The following is a 15554-nucleotide window of genomic DNA, read 5'->3' as shown; positions in this document are numbered from 1 at the left end:
CTGGAAAGTGTCGGACGATGACCGACACCCACGCGCTGTACGCCGTCTCGCCGCTGGACGGGCGATACGGCGGCCGGACCGCGCCGCTGTCGCCGTACGCGAGCGAGGCCGCGCTCATGCGCGCCCGCGTTCGCGTCGAAGTCGAGTACCTGATCGCGCTCGCCAACCTCGAGGCCACGCCCCTCGAGTTCGACCTCGAGGAGCGAGCCCACCTTCGCGAGCTGTACGAGAGCTTCGCGGAGGAGGACGCCCAGTTGATCAAGACCCTCGAGACGGAGGGCTACGCCGAGTTCGACGCGACCAACCACGACGTCAAGGCCGTCGAGTACTTCGTTCGCCACCGTCTGCCCGAGGGCAGCGACGCCTCCCCCTGGATCCACTTCGGGCTGACCAGCGAGGACGTGAACAACCTCGCCCACCGGCTGCTCGTCCGCGAGGCCGTCGACGAGGTGCTGCTCCCGGCGCTGTACGAGGTCCGGGATTCGCTCGCGGAGATGGCCCGCGACCACCGCGACCTCCCGATGCTCGCGCGCACCCACGGCCAGCCCGCGACGCCGACCACCTTCGGCAAGGAGATGGCAGTCTACGCCGCTCGTCTGGCTCGCGCCACCGGCCGGATTCGCGAGGCCACGGACGACCTCCGCGGCAAACTCGGCGGCGCGTCGGGCACCTACGCCGCCCACCACGCCGCCTACCCGGACGTCGACTGGCCGGCGTTCGCCGAGGCGTTCGTCACGGACCTCGGCCTCGAGTTCGAGTCGCTGACGACGCAGGTCAACCCCTGTGACGACCTCGCGGCGCTGTTCGACGCCGTCCGCGGCGCGAACGACGTCCTGCTCGACCTCGATCTGGACGTCTGGCTATACGTCTCCGACCGCTACCTCGGCCAGGAGGCCGTTTCCGGCGAAACAGGCTCGTCGACGATGCCCCACAAGGTCAACCCGATCGACTTCGAAAACAGCGAGGGCAACCTCTCGAAGGCGAACTCCGATCTCACCTTCCTCGCCGACTACGTCACCACCTCGAGGCTCCAGCGCGACCTCTCGGATTCGACGGTCAAACGCAACATCGGCGCGGCGTTCGCTCACTGCCTGATCGGCTACGACAAGACCGCCGCCGGCCTCGAGAAGGTCGTCCCCACCGAGGCCGTCATGCGCGAGGACCTCGAGTCGACCCCCGAGATCATCGGCGAGGCCGTCCAGACGATCCTCCGTCGCGAAGGGCAAGAAGACGCCTACGAGCAGGTCAAAGACCTCACGCGGGGCAAGGACGTCACGCTCGCGGACTTCCGCGAGCTGTTCGACGACCTCGCGGTCGATGAGTCGGTCCGCGAGGAGTTACGCGAGCTGACCCCGACGGGCTACACCGGCGTCGCGGACGAGCTGGTCGACGACCTCGAGTGATCGGAAGGCGTTGTGTCGCTAAGGCAACCGGCGACGACGCCCGCCCGATCGAATGCGTGAGTTCGCCCGTATGGGTTTGGCCCGCTCGTATGGGGTCGTCCGGATTCCGTTCGTGTCGCCTTTTCTCGACGAGCTTTCACTTCAATTTTTGAAGTAACTTCGAAAACCGAAGTATAGGAATAGGCGGCTCGAGGACGACGATTACCCCTCGAACGCGCTCACCCGATCGGGTTCGATCGAGATGATAACGCGTTCGGTCTCGATCGGATTCGGATACTCGTCCTCGCCGGTGTACCGCTGGGCCAGTTCGTCGATGTGCTCGCGGGCGTTCGCCGTCGTTATCTCGTCGACGTCGCCCGTCACCGAGAGCATTCGGTAGGGGTTGTCGGGATCGGTCATGCTCACGGCGACCCGCGGATCGTTTCGGGCGTTTTTCTCCTTGCGCCGATCGCGCTCGGTGTTGACGAGGGGCCGGTTTTTGTCGGCGTCGTAGTCGATCCACACCGGCGTTACGTGGGGCGACCCGTCCGGGAGCAGGGTAGAGACGTGCGCGAACGTCTCTTTCTCGAACAGGTCCTGAAAGTCGTCGGGAATCGAGGCCATACGAGAACTCCGCCGTCGTGACACTAAATTGAATCCCCTTCCGTTGCAGTTCCGGAGCACGGTCGGTCGACCGCTCGTCGAGTTCGCCCGTCACCGCTCGAGCGTGAGCCACCGTAATTTCACTCGAGCGTGAGCCGCCACGATTTCACACGAGTAGCGACCCGAGGGTCTCACGGAGCGCCTCGGCCGCCCGTTCGACGTCCGACAGTCGGACGTACTCGCGCTCGGCGTGGGCGACCGCGCCCTCGTCGTCGGCGAGGACGCCCGGGCCGAAGACGACGGTCGGCGCGTCGGCCGCGAAGAAGCCGGCCTCGGTCGCGGCTCCGAACGGGCGGACGTCGCCGTCGCTTGCCTCCTCGAGCGTCCGGACCAGCGCCGCGTCCTCGTCGGTGACGAACGCCCGTGGAAACGGCGTGTCGGGACGGATGAGGTCGACTGAGACCGAAAGCGGTTCGGGAATCCGCGCCTCGAGGTACCGCTCGAGGTCCGCGCGAAACGAGTCTCCCGTCTCCGGCGGGACGCTCCGGCGGTCGAACGTGAGCCGACAGCGCCCGGGGACGCGGTTGGGCGCGCCGCCGGCCTCGAGGCCCGTCGCCGTCAGTTTCGGCTCGCCGAGCACGGCGTCCGCGCCCGGTCCCGCCTCGTCGTCGTACTCGCGAAGCGCCTCGAGGACGGACTCGAGGCCGAAAACGGGGTTTCGCTCGGCGGGGACGCTCGCGGCGTGGCCGCTCTCGCCCTCGACGGTGATCGTTCCCTCGCACTGTCCGCGGGCGGCGATACAGACGTCGAGATCGGTCGGTTCGCCGACGATGTAGCCGTCGGCATCGAGTCGATTCTGCAGGCCGGCAGCGCCGGTCATCAGCGTCTCCTCGTCGGGCGTGATCGCGAGCGTCAGTTTGCCAGCCGTGGGCTCGACTCGAAGGAACGCCGCGAGCAGCGCCGCGAGCGGCCCCTTCGCGTCGCAGGCACCCCGTCCGCGGACGACGTCGCCGTCGCGTTCGTAGGCGACGTGGGGTGCGACGGTGTCGATGTGGGTGTTGAGCACGACGTGCGGTTCGCCGGTTCCCTTGCTCGCCAGTACGTTTCCCAGGTCGTCGACTTCGGGCTCGAGACCGGCGTCTTCGAGCGTCTCGAGCAACAACTCCCGCATTTCCGAGACGTCCTCGTGGGAGGGGGTCCTCACAGCGTCGGCGTGAAAGTCGACGGGATCGAAACTCATCGAATCACCGCTCGAGTCGCGTCACGTCCTCGAGCGTCTCGCGCCGTCGGGCGACGCGGACCTCGCCGTCCTCGAGTGCGACCTCCGCGGGTTTGGGCTGGGAGTGAAACTGGTTTGCCAGTTCGTAGCCGTAGGAGCCGGCGTTCCCGATGGCGATCACGTCGCCGCGTTCGGGTTCGGCGATCGGCCGGTCGTGGGCGAAGACGTCCGCGCTGGTACAGACCGGACCGCCGACGGTCGCCTCGATCGGCCCGCGCTCGGGCGCGCTGACGTTGAGCATCGGGTGATAGGAGCCGAACATCGCGGGCCGGATCATCGTCGAGAGACTGGCGTCGACGCCGACGACCGTCGTGTCGGGCGCTTCCTTGATCGTGTTGACCTCGGTCAGGATCACCTCGGCGTCGGCGACGACGTACCGGCCGGGCTCGAGTTTGAGTTGTGCGTCCAGTTCGCCGACGGCGTCCCGGACCATCTCCGAGGTCTTCTCGAGGTCCAGGGGCTGTTCCTCTTCGCGGTAGGGGACGCCGTAGCCGCCGCCGACGTCGACGAACTCGAGATGCTCGTCGCCGACGCGGCGGGCCATCTCGCCGACTCGAGAGATGGCGCGACAGTGTTCCTCGAGTCCGTCGGTCAGGACGCCGCTGCCGGCGTGGGCGTGGAGACCCACGAGATCGAACTCCTCGCGGACGCGGTCGGCGACCTCGGGGACCTGCTCGTAGGGGATCCCGAACTTCGCGTCCGCGCCGGTCGCGACCTTCTCGTGGTGGCCCGTCCCGATGCCGGGATTGATCCGGATGGCGATCCGGCCGTCGTAACCCCGCTCGGCGAGGCGGTCGAGCGTGTCCGTCGCGCCGATCGTGATCGTCAGCCCCGGCGCGTCCGCCGCGAGGTCGACCGCGTAATCGAGGTCGTGATCGGGCGGGTTGACCGCGGTGTACTGGAGCGTGTTCGGCTCCGCACCGGCGTCGATCGCACGCTGGAGTTCCCCCCACGCGGCGCACTCGATCGTCCCGCCGACCTCGAGGACCGCCTCGAGGACCGCCTTCCCCGTGTGGGCCTTCGCGGCGTACATCACGTCGGCGTCAGGGAACGCGGCCGCAAAGCGGGCGTAGTTCTCCTTGACGCGATCGAGGTCGATCACGTAAAGCGGCGTGTCGTGTTCGTCTGCCAGCCGCTCGAGTCGCTCGAGATTCCAGTCTGCGGGCCGGCGAACGGCCGGCGAGTCGGCGAAATCGGTCATTATCCACTTCAATTATCCGCAAGGCTTCAAGGGTTTGGGTTCGATACGGTGTGCTGCCCGTCAGTTCCCGCGAACCCGTGAGCCGGGCGGCGGGGGTGTCGGTACATCGGCACAGCAATCCGTATGAGCGCACCGCCCTCGTCGGGTCTCCTCCCTGGCGGTACTGGATCAGTTCCACCGTGGGGCTATCGTTTATATACTCTCGACCAAACGTTCGGAGAATGGAGGGAAGACTCGAGTCGTGAACGTCGAAATCGTGGGCTCGTCGATCGAGGTCGACGAGTCGCTCGTCGCCGAACCGGTCGACGAGATCCGATCGCAGGTCGCCGACTACGCCTCCGGCGACCGCCGGACGTTCGACCTGACCGTCGCATTTCCCGACGGGACGACCGGCGACGTGATGCGAGCGATGTGTGAGATTCCCTACGGCGAGACGCGTTCGTACGGCGAACTCGCCGCCGAACTCGAGACCGCTCCCGTCGCCGTCGGCGGCGCGTGCGGTCGAAATCCGGTGCCGGTGATCGTGCCCTGTCACCGCGTGGTCGGGAGCGACGGTGGCCTTCGGGGGTATTCGGGGGCCGACGGCGTGCGGACGAAGCGCCGGCTACTCGACCTCGAGGCGAGCACGCGCGGAACGCGGCCGGTCCAATCCCGGTTGTCGTCGGAGTGGTGAGGCCGGATCGTAAACTGTGTCCTCGAGGCAACTTCACGGTCCCACACAGTGACTACCGAGTCGGCCGGAGCGGCCATCGAACTGGACGGCGAGATCCGAAATCGGTTGACGGCCGGTTTTTCGCCATTCACCATCGCGGCGCTCGTGGGTGATCCGCCGGGCGTCGTCCACGCCCCGGACGAACGTGACGCGCTGGCGACGACCGTCCATCGTCGTGTACTCGAGGGTGAGTACGAACCGGTCAGGTGCCATGTCCCGGCCGCCATCGGTGACGGGTTGTGCGCGATTCTCGAGCGATTCATCTCGTCGTTCGGGACCTTCAAGGTCCCGTGAAGTGTCGTCGAACATGGCTTCCGTACCGCGGATACGGGAGCCACCGCGGACTCGGTGTCTCTATCACCGATCCGCGTTTTCAAACCAAACGTGACCGTAGTTTGGTTCACACGGAACTCCCGTCATTCAACCGTTCTTCTTTTTCTACTATAAATTTTCACATCCATTAATGAGGTTATCCACACACATCCATTATCCAAATCTGATATATCCCAGCAGCGATGATACCGGTTCAGGTGGCAAGAAGAGTGCGAAAGCCTGCATCTTGGATGCAGTTACCTATTGATGATCGGATTCTTGAGACGTTAGACTCCTCGGGACTGATCTTATCTCCTGCAGTACTCGCGATCAATATCGACAAATCCAGAGACGAGGTCAACAGACGCTTATCGGTTCTCGTCGACTACGGGGTAGTACGTCGGGTGAAGCGTGGGTACTACGAAATCACCGATCTGGGTGAGCAATACCTCGAGGGAGAACTCGACGCAAGCGAGTTAGAGGAGCCAGCAGACCAGCGCTGATTCGTACGTTTACTGTCGCCATTTCCGGTCCAGGCGCGACCCGGGCGGCGGGTGCACTGGTACACCGGTACAGCAATCCGTATCAGAAGTATAGTGACAACTGAAACGATTGACGCACTGATCGCCGATCCGTCCCGCGATCGGGTGTGCATTGACTTCCAGTGGCTACTATATCGTTCCTGGATCTCGCCTCGCGGCCGATTCTGTTCTTTGTCGCCACGATTGACGCCTATCGGACCGGCCCCGGCTACGGTACTCACCAGAACGTCGATATGAATCGGTGAGCCGAGGACAGAACTAAGTAATTCTACAAGGGTGTATTACTTATGTCGAGTAATACATCTAGTGGCGAGGAGCGGATCGTCTCTGTCACCGAAAAGGGGCAGGCCACGATTCCCAAGCAACTCCGGGAGAAACACGGGATCCCTGCACCAGGACGGGTCAAATTCGTCGAGAACGAGGACGGAGAAATCGTCGTCCGCCCAGTGGGTTCGATGCGAGAGTTCCGCGGGCTCGAACGCGACAGCGACGAGGACCGCCCTGCGACAGCAACCCTTCGTGAAGAACGCGAACGCGACACACAGCGAACTGATGATGTCGTCGACCGATTTGCCAGCGATACGGGTGACGAATGACGGATCCAATCGTCTTCGATACGGAACCACTCGTCGCCTATCTGGACGACGAACCTGGTTCCGATACTGTCGAAGCGTGGATCGACCGCGTCGCGTCTGGCGAGATCACGGGCTACATCAGTCCAGTGACGAAAACAGAGGTCCTCTACGTTGGCTCTCGGGTCGGGTTTCGTCCTGCTGACGTCCGAGCGAGCCTCGAGCGACTCGAAGAATTGGGCGTCATAGTCTACGATCCTCGAGCGTGTTGGGACGATGCGGCTGCCCTCAAAGAAGCGTATCCGATGGCGCTCGGCGATGCATATGCACTTGCGACAGCTGACGCTGTCGATGGGACACTTCTCGTCGGAGCAGACGATGATTTCGACGAGCTAGAAGCCGACATCGTGAGGTTCCGCGACGAACCAGCTTGATACGGGTTACTGTACGTCGGTGCCGGAGTGACCGCGGGATGGCGCCCGGTCGCTTCGGTACACGGTTACAGCAATCCACATGAGTTACTGCCGGTCACTCCCGCAGTGCGTCCTCGCGCTCGGTCGCCTCGAGGGTCTCCTCGGCGAGGTCGGTCGCGACGACGGCGGGTTTGTACGCGCCGCCCTCGAAGAGGTCGTGGTCGCTGACCGAGGACTCGACGAACCGCGTGAACGCGCGCCGGTTCGCTGGCAGCTCGCCGTAGACGATCTCCTCCTCGACGAGGTCGTAAACGGGAATGCGCGGCGTCAACAGCGTGTTCTCGCCGACGACGCTGTTCTCGCCGACGACGAACCCCGAGGTGACCCGACAGCCAGCGCCGAGCGAGACGTTATCCTCGACGACGACCGGCGCGTCCTCGACGGGCTCGAGCACGCCGCCGATCAGCGTGTTCGCGCCGAGTTTGACGTTCTCGCCGATCTGGGCACAGGAGCCGACCGTATCACAGGAGTCGACGAGCGTGCCGTCGCCGACGTGCGCGCCGACGTTGACGAACGCGGGGCTCATCAGGATGCAATCGGAGCCGACGTGTGCGCCCTGCCGGACGACGGTCCCGTCGGGCGTGTTCCGCGAGCCGCGGTCGCCGTACGCGCTCGTGTCCGCGAGCGGGAGCACGTCGTTGTACGTGACGCCGCCGTACTCCCGGGGCTTCGTCTCGCGAAGCCCGAAGTTGAGCAAGATCCCCTGCTTGACCCACTCGTTCGCTTCCCACTCGTCTCCCCGCTTTTCGGCCGCGCGAACGTCGCCGGCCTCGAGGGCCGCGAGGAACTCGTCGAGGGTCGCGAGGTCGTCCTCGCCCGCCGACGCGGCGTCGACGTCGCCGCTTTCCTTTCGCTCCCACAGTTCGCGTACGTCCGTCTCGAGCGTGCTCATTGTCGTCCGACAGTGTCGAGTGCAGGGCCAAAAGGTCACCTGTTCGGCGCGGCTTCCGATCGGACAGTTGCCAACGGTCAGCGCGGCTTCCGATCGGACAGTTGCCAACGGTCAGCGCGGCTTCCGACCGGACAGACGCCGACGATCGGCATAATTCGCCATCGGACAGTCACCGACGATCGACACACGCTAGTTGCCAGAAAGACGACGCCGAGCGGTTTCGCGAATCAGTCGGCGACGACGTCGCCGAACTCGTACAGTCCCGCGTCGCGACCGGCGAGCCAGACCGCCGCGTCGACCGCGCCGGCGGCGAACACGCCCCGGTCCTCGGCGCGGTGGGTCAATCGCACCTCCTCGTGGTTGTTCGCGATAATGATTTCGTGTTCGCCCGTGACGTCGCCCGCCCGGAGCGCGTGAACGCCGATCTCTCCCGCCTCTCGAGGCTGGTCTCCCTCGCGGCCGTGGGTTCGGCCGGCGAAGTCGCCGGACGCTTCGATCTCCGAGAGCAGCCGCTTTGCCGTCCCGCTCGGCGCGTCGACCTTGTCGTTGTGGTGGGTCTCGACGAGTTCGACGTCGTATCCGGGGAGGTTCCCGATCGCTTCGCCGACGACGTTCACGAGCGCCTCCACGCCGCGGGCGAAGTTCGGCGCGCGAAGCACCGGAACGTCCTCAGCCGCGTCCGCGAGCGCCTCGAATCCCTCGTCGTCGAATCCCGTCGTTCCGGTGACGAACGCGACGCCCGCGCCGGCACACGAACGAGCGTAGTCGACCGCCGATCCGGGTGCCGTGAAGTCGACGACGACCGTCGGCTCGCGCTCGACGACGAGCGAGTCGAACTCGCCGTCGGGTTCGACTTCGATTCCGCCGACGGACCGTCCGTCCGGATCGCGGGTGACCGCGAAGACGACCTCGCAGTCCTCGCGGTCGCCGACGGCGTCGATCACCTCCCGCCCCATGCGACCGGTCGCGCCGGTGACGCCGATTCGGACCGTCATCGCTCGACCTCGCGGTCCGCGTTTCCGTCCGTCCCGGACGCGGCCGTTTCGTTCGTATCGTCGGCGACCGCCACCCGCTCGTCCTCGAGATCTGCGAGGATCGCCTCGAGTTCGTCGCGGTACTCCTCGGAGAGCCGCGAGAGCGGGGGACGGAGCCGCCCCGGTCCGTAGCCGCGGATCGCCATCGCTTCCTTGACCGGGATGGGGTTGGTCTCGACGAACAGCGTCCGGAAGAGCGGGCCGAGTTCGTGGTGGAGCGCTCGAGCCCGTTCGTAGTCGCCGTCGAGGGCAGCGCCGACCATCGCACAGGTTCGCTCGGGTTCGACGTTGGCGGCGACGCTGATCGTGCCGTTTCCGCCCATCGAAATCGTCGGGAGCGTCAGGGCATCGTCGCCGGACAACACGGCAAACTCTTCCTCACGCGTTCGCTCGATCACTTCACCGATCTGGCCGAGGTCGCCGCTTGCGGCCTTGTAGCCGGCGATATTCTCGTGGCTCGCGAGGGAAACGGCGGTGTCCGGCTCGACGTTCTGCCCGGTTCGGGAGGGGACGTTGTAGACGATCTGTGGCAGGTCGACAGCGTCCGCGACGGTTCGGAAGTGCTCGACGAGCCCGCGCTGTTCGGGCTTGTTGTAGTACGGCGAGATGAGCAACAGGCCGTCGGCACCCGCGTCGGCCGCGCGCTCGGAGAGTTCGAGCGCCTCGCGCGTGTTGTTCGATCCCGTCCCCGCGATCACCGGGACGTCGTCGACGGCGTCGATCACGGCTCCGACGACCCGGACGTGTTCGTCGTGGGTGAGCGTCGCCGATTCGCCGGTCGAGCCGACGGGAACGAGCCCGTCGACGCCCGCTGTCTCGAGTCGCTTGGCGTCGGCTCGCAACGTTTCGTAGTCGATCCGCTCGTCGCCGTCGAAGGGCGTACACATCGCCGGGAAGACGCCCGTGAAGTCGATTTCTGAACTCATGATTTCGTGGTGTTGGTGGTCGATACGACGTGTCGGTCGACACGTCGGAACTGTCGTTTTTGTGTGTCGGTGCGTCGAACCGTGCCCGGGACGGGGTGCCACTCCCGCCGCGAGCACACTCAGACACGTTTGCGTTTCGGAAAACCAGGACGGGCGTCGCTCACGGCGGGACGAACTGGTGGACGAGCGACGCAGCGCATACTCGAGTACGTGACCCGGACGAACTTATCGGTTGTGACTTCTCTCGCTCCGTGTCAATCAGTCAATATTCGATACCGGTTCCAACGATATTTATACGATCGAAGCCTAATGGCCGACCATGAATAAGACCGGCTTGCAACTGCGGATGGCCTTCGTCGGCAGCCTCCTGTTCGGACTCTATCTGGCTGCAGCGTGGTTTTTCGTCATGGTATTCGGTGTTTCGATGGCACCGCTGGTCGTCCTGGGCGTCGTCCTGTTGCCGATCGGCCAGTACAAACTCGGCAAGTGGCTCGCGATCAGAAGCGCCGGCGCGGAGGACATGCCGGACCAGGGACAGTACGCCCGCGTTCACCGGATGACCGAGTCGCTCTCCCGGGACATGAAACTCGAGAAACCGCGACTGATGGTCGCCGACATGGGTGTTCCCAACGCCTTCGCGACGGGACGGAAGGGAGCCGGAGTCGTCGTCGTCTCGACCGAACTCATGCGCCTGCTCGAGGACGACGAACTCGAGGGCGTCGTCGCCCACGAACTCGCCCACCTCAAAAACCGCGACACGGTCATGATGGTCCTCGGTCAGTCGATCGCGACCATCGTCGGCTACGCCGTGTTCTTCGTCGTCCGGGCGATCGGCGAGAACAACCCCGCGAGTTTCGTCCTCGCGTGGGTCGCCTCGATCGTCGCGAACTTCCTCGTGATGATCCTCGTGATGGCAATCTCGCGGTACCGCGAGTACGTCGCCGACGACACCGCCCGCCAGTACATCGGCCGCGGCGACCCCCTCGCCCGCGCACTCGAGAAGATCTCCCGCGGTGCGGAAGGACGCGAGTCCCGCATCGAGGACAGCGGCGTCAACGCGCTGTGTATCTTCAACGCCGACCGAAGCCTGCTCCAGCAGGTGTTCTCGACACACCCACCGACCGAAAAGCGAATCGAGAAGCTCCGAAACTGATCGCCGAGCGATTCCGGGCCGACGGCCGAGACGCGACGCGCGGATCGGCGTGCGGTCGAACGCGGTGATTTTTACCCTAGCCCGTTCGAGTATCGGTCGTGACCGAAATTCACTCGGGGCAGCGGGTCGCCGTTCTGGCTGACGCCCAGAACCTTTATCACACCGCCCAGAGCCTCCATACCCGGAATATCGATTACTCGGCGTTGCTCGAGAAGGCAGTACAGGATCGCCAGCTAACACGCGCGATCGCCTACGTCATCAGAGCCGAATCGCCCGAAGAGGAGAGCTTTTTCGACGCACTCGTCGACATCGGTTTCGAGACGAAGATCAAAGACATCAAGACGTTTTCCGACGGGACGAAAAAGGCCGACTGGGACGTCGGCATGAGCCTGGACGCGGTGACGCTCGCGAATCACGTCGACACCATCGTCCTCTGTACGGGCGACGGGGACTTCTCGAGGCTGTGTTCCCACCTCCGTCACGAGGGCGTCCGGGTCGAGGTGATGGCGTTCGAATCGTCGACAGCCGAGGAACTGATCGACGAAGCCGACACGTTCCTCGATCTGAACGATCGGCCCGACACCTTCCTGCTCTGATCGAGCATCTCACAGACGGAGAGCGTCTCATAGACGGATTTGCAGTATATTGACATCCTCCACACGGCTGAAGCCGTGGGATTCCCACGTTGGGATATTACGGTCTACGACGTGACCTGTTCTCGAGGTGCGAACGCACCAGTTTCCTTGTCAAACAGGTACGTCGAAGGCTGTGCCAACCAGCCGTTACTCCTATTCACCGACGGACTCGGTGAACTCGGAGATACGTTTTGCCGAATATTTTCAGCACCGTTCACATCCGCGTTCGCTACCGTTCCGCACTCATCGCAGACGTACAGTCCGCGTTCAACACGATTCCCGTCACGGTTGCGACCACAGCACGAACACGACTTCGCGGTATTCCGCTCAGACACCTGCTCGACCGAGATGCCTTCCACCTTGGCTTTGTATTCGAGGAGGTCGATGAAGCGGTCGAAGGCCCACGAGTGCAGATCGAGGTTACCGTGCGTGCCCCAGTCCTTCGACTCGCTGTTCTGCTCGTTCTCACGGATACCGGAGAGGTCCCCCACCACAATTGTTCCAACATCTTCCTCGACACATCGTTCAACGATGTGTTTGGAGAGCGTATGGAAGTAGTGGGTTCGGCGAGCCGACTTCTTCTGGTTCAACCGCGTGGCTTGCTCGGAGCCCGAGTCGTCACAGCGAGCGATTCGCTTGCTGAAGTAGTAGTCGTCCTGCTTCAGGCAGTTCAACGGGTACAATTCGCTGTAGCCGTCCTCGTAGGCGAGCGCGGCAAAGGTGGTAATACCAAGATCGATGTCGACGGTTTTCTCACCGGCGGCTTCAGCAACTTCGATCTCGACGTTGCAGACGAAGTGGAGTTCCCACTCGGTATCAGTCCAGACCGCTCGAACCTGCTGGACGTTTTTGACCTCGGAGAGGTCAACGTCAGGTCGTGTCTGGTACTCACAAAGGATGTAGTCGGCGGCGTACAGTGACGGTTTCATGTTCCGACCTTTGCTGAGACGGACACGGTTGTACTCCACTTTGTTTCAGGATAACGACTATACGGAATTACGTAAACAGTCAAACGAAGCTCTCGTCGCTGTCAGGATGGGAGTCACTGACTCTCTCGTCCTGCTTTGATAGAAGGCACGCACCAGTCACAGTGTTTCGATGAACTGGCTCACTACCCGATTGAACCGCCCGGGTTGCTCTATAGGCGGACAGTGGCCGCAGCCTTCGAATAGTTCGAACGTAGCCTCCGGGACGAGATCTGCGACGTGTCTCACCGCCGCGACGGTTCCCGTTCCCCGTGTTTCATCCGCGCCGGCGCACACTAACATCGGAACATCGATCTTGGGTAGGACTGCTCGATAATCACGCGTGAGCGCATCGAACAAGATGGCGCTTTTGATAGGGGTTGGTGTTCGAGACGTTTCGTCGAACTGTAACGTTCTCATCTCCGTGGTGGGATTTGAGAAGACCTGCTCTGTGAGGCGATTGATGAAGGTCGTTTGGTCTTCTTGGACCAGTGCGAGCGTGTCTTCCAGACCCTCCAGGTCAGTGAGTCCGTAATCGTAGTCATCCCACTGAAATCGGGACGCCTCGATATCGACATTAACCAGTCCCAGTACCCGCTCTGTGTCGAATTGATCCACGTAATCCCATGAAACGAATGCACCCATCGACCACCCCACGAGGACAACATCTTCGAGGTCACGCTGTTTGAGGAACGTGTGAAGGTCACGGGCGTACTGTGCGACTGTGTGTCCGACTTCTATTTTCTCAGAGCGACCGTGCCCCCTGAAATCGACGGCGACTGTGCGATACTCGTTCGAGAGACCGGCTAATTGCGGCTCGAAAAACCTGAGACCGCACATCACACCGTGAAGAAAAATGATCGGAGGGCCCTCACCATGGTCCTCATAGTAGAGGTCTGCCCCGTTACACTGGACGTACGGCATAACGATGATCGTACGCTGCACCCGATAATAAGTCTGCGTCACAGGTTACCGACAGGTGGTGAATACGGCCTCAATATCCCCCACACCAGTTCTACTACGATCCCAGTAGTCCGTCGAGGAACTGCAAGACACCGTGCGTATCTATCACGGGTGTTGGCGTGGGAGCAACCTTACCAGAGATTGGCACACCGGACACTCTACCCGACACTGTTATGCTGTTCGGTAACGTGCGGCTCACTGAGTCTTCTCAAGTGCCTCTCTGGTCGCGTGGGCGACTCACGAGAACGAGAGGGTGTATCCCGACGTGCGATCGAGGTCGCTCGTAAACGTCGCTACGAAATCATGAACGAAATAGACTACACTGACATTACAGAGAACCAGAAGGAGACGTGGACAACTGGCGATTTCAACGAAATTGCTCGCCAAAACGTGGTGATGGCGGAGGCGCTCGTTGAGGCGATCGATCCACACCCCGGACAGCGGGTGCTGGATGTGGCCTGTGGTAGCGGGACGGCAGCCCTGATTGCGGAGCGGCGGTACTGTGACGTCACCGGCATCGACTACGTCCCCGACTTGATCGACCGTGCGACGGCACGTGCACAGGCCAACGGACAATCCATCGATTTCCACGTTGGCGACGCCCAGGATATGCCGTTCCCCGATGACAGCTTCGACGTGGTGCTCTCCGTCTACGGGGTGCAGTTTGCGCCCGATCAGGAGCGGGCGGCACACGAGTTACTTCGGGTGTGTAAACCCGGGGGAAAGATCGGTCTGGCGGGGCCGATCTCCGAAGGGTGGAGCGGAGACTGGTTTGCTGCGCATGCCGAGTACGTGCCGCCACCGCCTGACGTTCAGTCACCCCTTCGCTGGGGGACAAACGAGGGGCTTGAAGAACTACTGGGTCCGGGCGTCCAATCCGTCGAGAGTACCCAACGGACGGCACTCCAGTACTACCGGTCGATCGACCATGCTGTGGAGGTGTTCAGCACGTACTTCGGCCCGACGATCCGGGCGCTTGAAAAGTTGAATTCTGCCAATCGAGAGCGGCTCTTAGATGATCTCACCACCATTATGAGTCGATACAATCGTGCGACTGATGGAACCGCAATCGTCGAGAATCAGTATCTCCAAACGGCCGCAATCAAAGCGTGAGTGTAACTCGAAATATAGTAGCCACTGGAAGTCACTGCACACCTGATCGCACGACGAGAGCGCGGTTCGGAGTGAGTGTAACGAACGAGAACCGCGATATAGCGAACGGGGAACGCAGTGACCCGTGAGCTGTGCGATCAGTGTGTGAATAGTTCCAGTTGTTACTATAGAAATGGTCGACAGGATCTCCCGATTCTGGTTTGTCTAACGCCAGTCAGCGGCCACGGTCGTAGCATATGATACCCGAATGAACGGTCGGTTTGAGTTCAATTAGTGATGAGTTTATGATTTACATTCAACGGACCTCTTGTGACAGAATCTGAGTAGGGGTTCAGTTGCTGCTGAATACTGCGTGCGAATGTTAGACGGGCTGAGGCGGGATCAACGCGGAAAGTCGAACGCGCAGTACAGAAAACTTATTGTACGGTTATAGAATTCGGACTTTATGAAACGTCGTAATATTCTCGCTGCTGTTGGGAGTGGCATCGCAGCACTTAGCGGGGGCACGCTCTATGTTACGTCCCCATCAACCGTTCGAAACAGAAAGGCACGTATTTCATACGAATATTTGAACGGCTACCATCCGTTCTAGCTTAGTGACTGGCTGAGACGGCGACCACGCCGAAATTGCACCGAGTCTGACCGCTATCATACCGAGATAGCTGCTGTTCCACCAAACCAGCCGGTTCTTCGTTATGTCTCCCGTCACAGGCGGCGCACTCGCAGTCGTGAGTGCGCCGCCGTTCCAGAGCCATCGCTGATCAGTCCGGGCGATCCAGCCCGTCTCGTCAGGCGAG

At 62.5% G+C, this 15554-nt stretch carries 17 protein-coding genes and 1 pseudogene; 9 read left to right on the top strand and 9 right to left on the bottom strand.

Going from position 1 to position 15554, the window contains the following annotated elements; genetic code table 11:
* The first annotated feature begins 17 nt into the window (after positions 1-17).
* A complete protein-coding gene (gene purB / locus EA473_RS16050; RefSeq protein WP_124196669.1) occupies positions 18-1403 on the top strand; it encodes an adenylosuccinate lyase in 1386 nt (461 codons plus the stop codon).
* A 201-nt stretch (positions 1404-1604) separates the two neighbouring features.
* Here the strand turns inward: purB and EA473_RS16045 are convergent, their stop codons facing one another.
* From EA473_RS16045 to lysA, 3 genes are all read right to left on the bottom strand, one after another.
* Positions 1605-2006: a PPOX class F420-dependent oxidoreductase gene (locus EA473_RS16045; RefSeq protein ID WP_124196668.1), complete on the bottom strand. Its 402-nt coding sequence runs from the start codon at positions 2004-2006 to the stop codon at positions 1605-1607.
* Positions 2007-2151: 145 nt separating this feature from the next.
* Positions 2152-3225, bottom strand: a complete 1074-nt coding sequence (locus tag EA473_RS16040; RefSeq protein WP_124196667.1) for a M20 family metallopeptidase — start codon at positions 3223-3225, stop codon at positions 2152-2154.
* Between the two features lie 4 nt (positions 3226-3229).
* Entirely contained in the window at positions 3230-4465 is a 1236-nt protein-coding gene (gene lysA / locus EA473_RS16035) for a diaminopimelate decarboxylase (protein ID WP_124196666.1), read from the bottom strand.
* A gap of 241 nt (positions 4466-4706) precedes the next feature.
* On the opposite strand from lysA, the gene EA473_RS16030 reads away from it, so the two are divergent.
* The 5 genes from EA473_RS16030 to EA473_RS16010 all read left to right on the top strand — a co-directional run bounded on the left by EA473_RS16030 (position 4707) and on the right by EA473_RS16010 (position 7037).
* A complete protein-coding gene (locus EA473_RS16030) occupies positions 4707-5138 on the top strand; it encodes a methylated-DNA--[protein]-cysteine S-methyltransferase (protein ID WP_124196665.1) in 432 nt (143 codons plus the stop codon).
* A 48-nt stretch (positions 5139-5186) separates the two neighbouring features.
* A complete protein-coding gene (locus tag EA473_RS16025) occupies positions 5187-5471 on the top strand; it encodes a hypothetical protein (RefSeq protein ID WP_124196664.1) in 285 nt (94 codons plus the stop codon).
* Positions 5472-5740: 269 nt separating this feature from the next.
* Positions 5741-5992 (top strand): transcriptional regulator, encoded by a 252-nt coding sequence (locus tag EA473_RS16020; RefSeq protein WP_124196761.1) that lies wholly within the window; start codon positions 5741-5743, stop codon positions 5990-5992.
* Positions 5993-6318: 326 nt separating this feature from the next.
* Complete coding sequence (locus EA473_RS16015) at positions 6319-6627, top strand: AbrB/MazE/SpoVT family DNA-binding domain-containing protein (RefSeq protein ID WP_124196663.1); 309 nt, start codon at positions 6319-6321, stop codon at positions 6625-6627.
* Positions 6624-7037: a type II toxin-antitoxin system VapC family toxin gene (locus tag EA473_RS16010; RefSeq protein WP_124196662.1), complete on the top strand. Its 414-nt coding sequence runs from the start codon at positions 6624-6626 to the stop codon at positions 7035-7037. Before EA473_RS16015 ends, EA473_RS16010 begins: the two co-directional genes overlap by 4 nt.
* Before the next feature lie 94 nt (positions 7038-7131).
* On the opposite strand, the gene EA473_RS16005 is transcribed toward EA473_RS16010, so the two are convergent.
* The 3 genes from EA473_RS16005 to dapA form a co-directional block, all read right to left on the bottom strand.
* Entirely contained in the window at positions 7132-7968 is an 837-nt protein-coding gene (locus EA473_RS16005) for a 2,3,4,5-tetrahydropyridine-2,6-dicarboxylate N-succinyltransferase (RefSeq protein ID WP_124196661.1), read from the bottom strand.
* Positions 7969-8195: 227 nt separating this feature from the next.
* Entirely contained in the window at positions 8196-8963 is a 768-nt protein-coding gene (gene dapB, locus EA473_RS16000; RefSeq protein WP_124196660.1) for a 4-hydroxy-tetrahydrodipicolinate reductase, read from the bottom strand.
* Complete coding sequence (gene dapA, locus EA473_RS15995; protein ID WP_124196659.1) at positions 8960-9928, bottom strand: 4-hydroxy-tetrahydrodipicolinate synthase; 969 nt, start codon at positions 9926-9928, stop codon at positions 8960-8962. The genes dapB and dapA overlap by 4 nt, the downstream gene beginning before the upstream one ends.
* Before the next feature lie 319 nt (positions 9929-10247).
* On the opposite strand from dapA, the gene EA473_RS15990 reads away from it, so the two are divergent.
* Together EA473_RS15990 and EA473_RS15985 are read left to right on the top strand one after the other, a co-directional pair.
* The gene (locus tag EA473_RS15990; protein ID WP_124196658.1) at positions 10248-11081 is read left to right on the top strand and encodes a M48 family metallopeptidase; all 834 of its coding nucleotides are present in this window, start codon (positions 10248-10250) and stop codon (positions 11079-11081) included.
* Positions 11082-11179: 98 nt separating this feature from the next.
* Positions 11180-11677 carry a LabA-like NYN domain-containing protein gene (locus EA473_RS15985; protein WP_124196657.1) on the top strand — a complete coding sequence of 166 codons (498 nt, stop codon included), beginning with the start codon at positions 11180-11182 and terminating at the stop codon, positions 11675-11677.
* 104 nt (positions 11678-11781) lie between these two features.
* On the opposite strand, the pseudogene EA473_RS15980 reads toward EA473_RS15985, so the two are convergent.
* Both EA473_RS15980 and EA473_RS15975 read right to left on the bottom strand, forming a co-directional pair.
* Positions 11782-12681 (bottom strand): annotated as a pseudogene (locus EA473_RS15980) (RNA-guided endonuclease InsQ/TnpB family protein); the annotation flags it as partial.
* Positions 12682-12801: 120 nt separating this feature from the next.
* Positions 12802-13605 carry an alpha/beta fold hydrolase gene (locus tag EA473_RS15975; RefSeq protein ID WP_124196656.1) on the bottom strand — a complete coding sequence of 268 codons (804 nt, stop codon included), beginning with the start codon at positions 13603-13605 and terminating at the stop codon, positions 12802-12804.
* A gap of 342 nt (positions 13606-13947) precedes the next feature.
* On the opposite strand from EA473_RS15975, the gene EA473_RS15970 reads away from it, so the two are divergent.
* Positions 13948-14757 carry a class I SAM-dependent methyltransferase gene (locus EA473_RS15970; RefSeq protein WP_124196655.1) on the top strand — a complete coding sequence of 270 codons (810 nt, stop codon included), beginning with the start codon at positions 13948-13950 and terminating at the stop codon, positions 14755-14757.
* Between the two features lie 556 nt (positions 14758-15313).
* Here EA473_RS15970 and EA473_RS22595 read toward each other — a convergent pair.
* Positions 15314-15554: hypothetical protein (locus EA473_RS22595; RefSeq protein ID WP_207890200.1), on the bottom strand; the 241-nt coding region annotated here is incomplete at its 5' end.

Source organism: Natrarchaeobius chitinivorans (assembly GCF_003841505.1).
In the GTDB taxonomy this organism is placed as follows: Archaea; Halobacteriota; Halobacteria; order Halobacteriales; family Natrialbaceae; genus Natrarchaeobius; species Natrarchaeobius chitinivorans.
The sequence above is the reverse complement of the archived record's forward strand: the minus strand, read 5'-3'. Positions and strand labels throughout refer to the sequence as shown.

Coding starts and splice junctions, on each gene's coding strand:
- EA473_RS16045 (WP_124196668.1), bottom strand. CDS start 2,006: ATGGCCTCGATTCCCGACGACTTTCAGGACCTGTTCGAGAAAGAGACG.
- EA473_RS16005 (WP_124196661.1), bottom strand. CDS start 7,968: ATGAGCACGCTCGAGACGGACGTACGCGAACTGTGGGAGCGAAAGGAA.
- dapB (WP_124196660.1), bottom strand. CDS start 8,963: ATGACGGTCCGAATCGGCGTCACCGGCGCGACCGGTCGCATGGGGCGG.
- lysA (WP_124196666.1), bottom strand. CDS start 4,465: ATGACCGATTTCGCCGACTCGCCGGCCGTTCGCCGGCCCGCAGACTGG.
- EA473_RS15990 (WP_124196658.1), top strand. CDS start 10,248: ATGAATAAGACCGGCTTGCAACTGCGGATGGCCTTCGTCGGCAGCCTC.
- EA473_RS15975 (WP_124196656.1), bottom strand. CDS start 13,605: ATGCCGTACGTCCAGTGTAACGGGGCAGACCTCTACTATGAGGACCAT.
- dapA (WP_124196659.1), bottom strand. CDS start 9,928: ATGAGTTCAGAAATCGACTTCACGGGCGTCTTCCCGGCGATGTGTACG.
- purB (WP_124196669.1), top strand. CDS start 18: ATGACCGACACCCACGCGCTGTACGCCGTCTCGCCGCTGGACGGGCGA.
- EA473_RS16010 (WP_124196662.1), top strand. CDS start 6,624: ATGACGGATCCAATCGTCTTCGATACGGAACCACTCGTCGCCTATCTG.
- EA473_RS16040 (WP_124196667.1), bottom strand. CDS start 3,225: ATGAGTTTCGATCCCGTCGACTTTCACGCCGACGCTGTGAGGACCCCC.
- EA473_RS15970 (WP_124196655.1), top strand. CDS start 13,948: ATGAACGAAATAGACTACACTGACATTACAGAGAACCAGAAGGAGACG.
- EA473_RS16020 (WP_124196761.1), top strand. CDS start 5,741: ATGCAGTTACCTATTGATGATCGGATTCTTGAGACGTTAGACTCCTCG.
- EA473_RS16015 (WP_124196663.1), top strand. CDS start 6,319: ATGTCGAGTAATACATCTAGTGGCGAGGAGCGGATCGTCTCTGTCACC.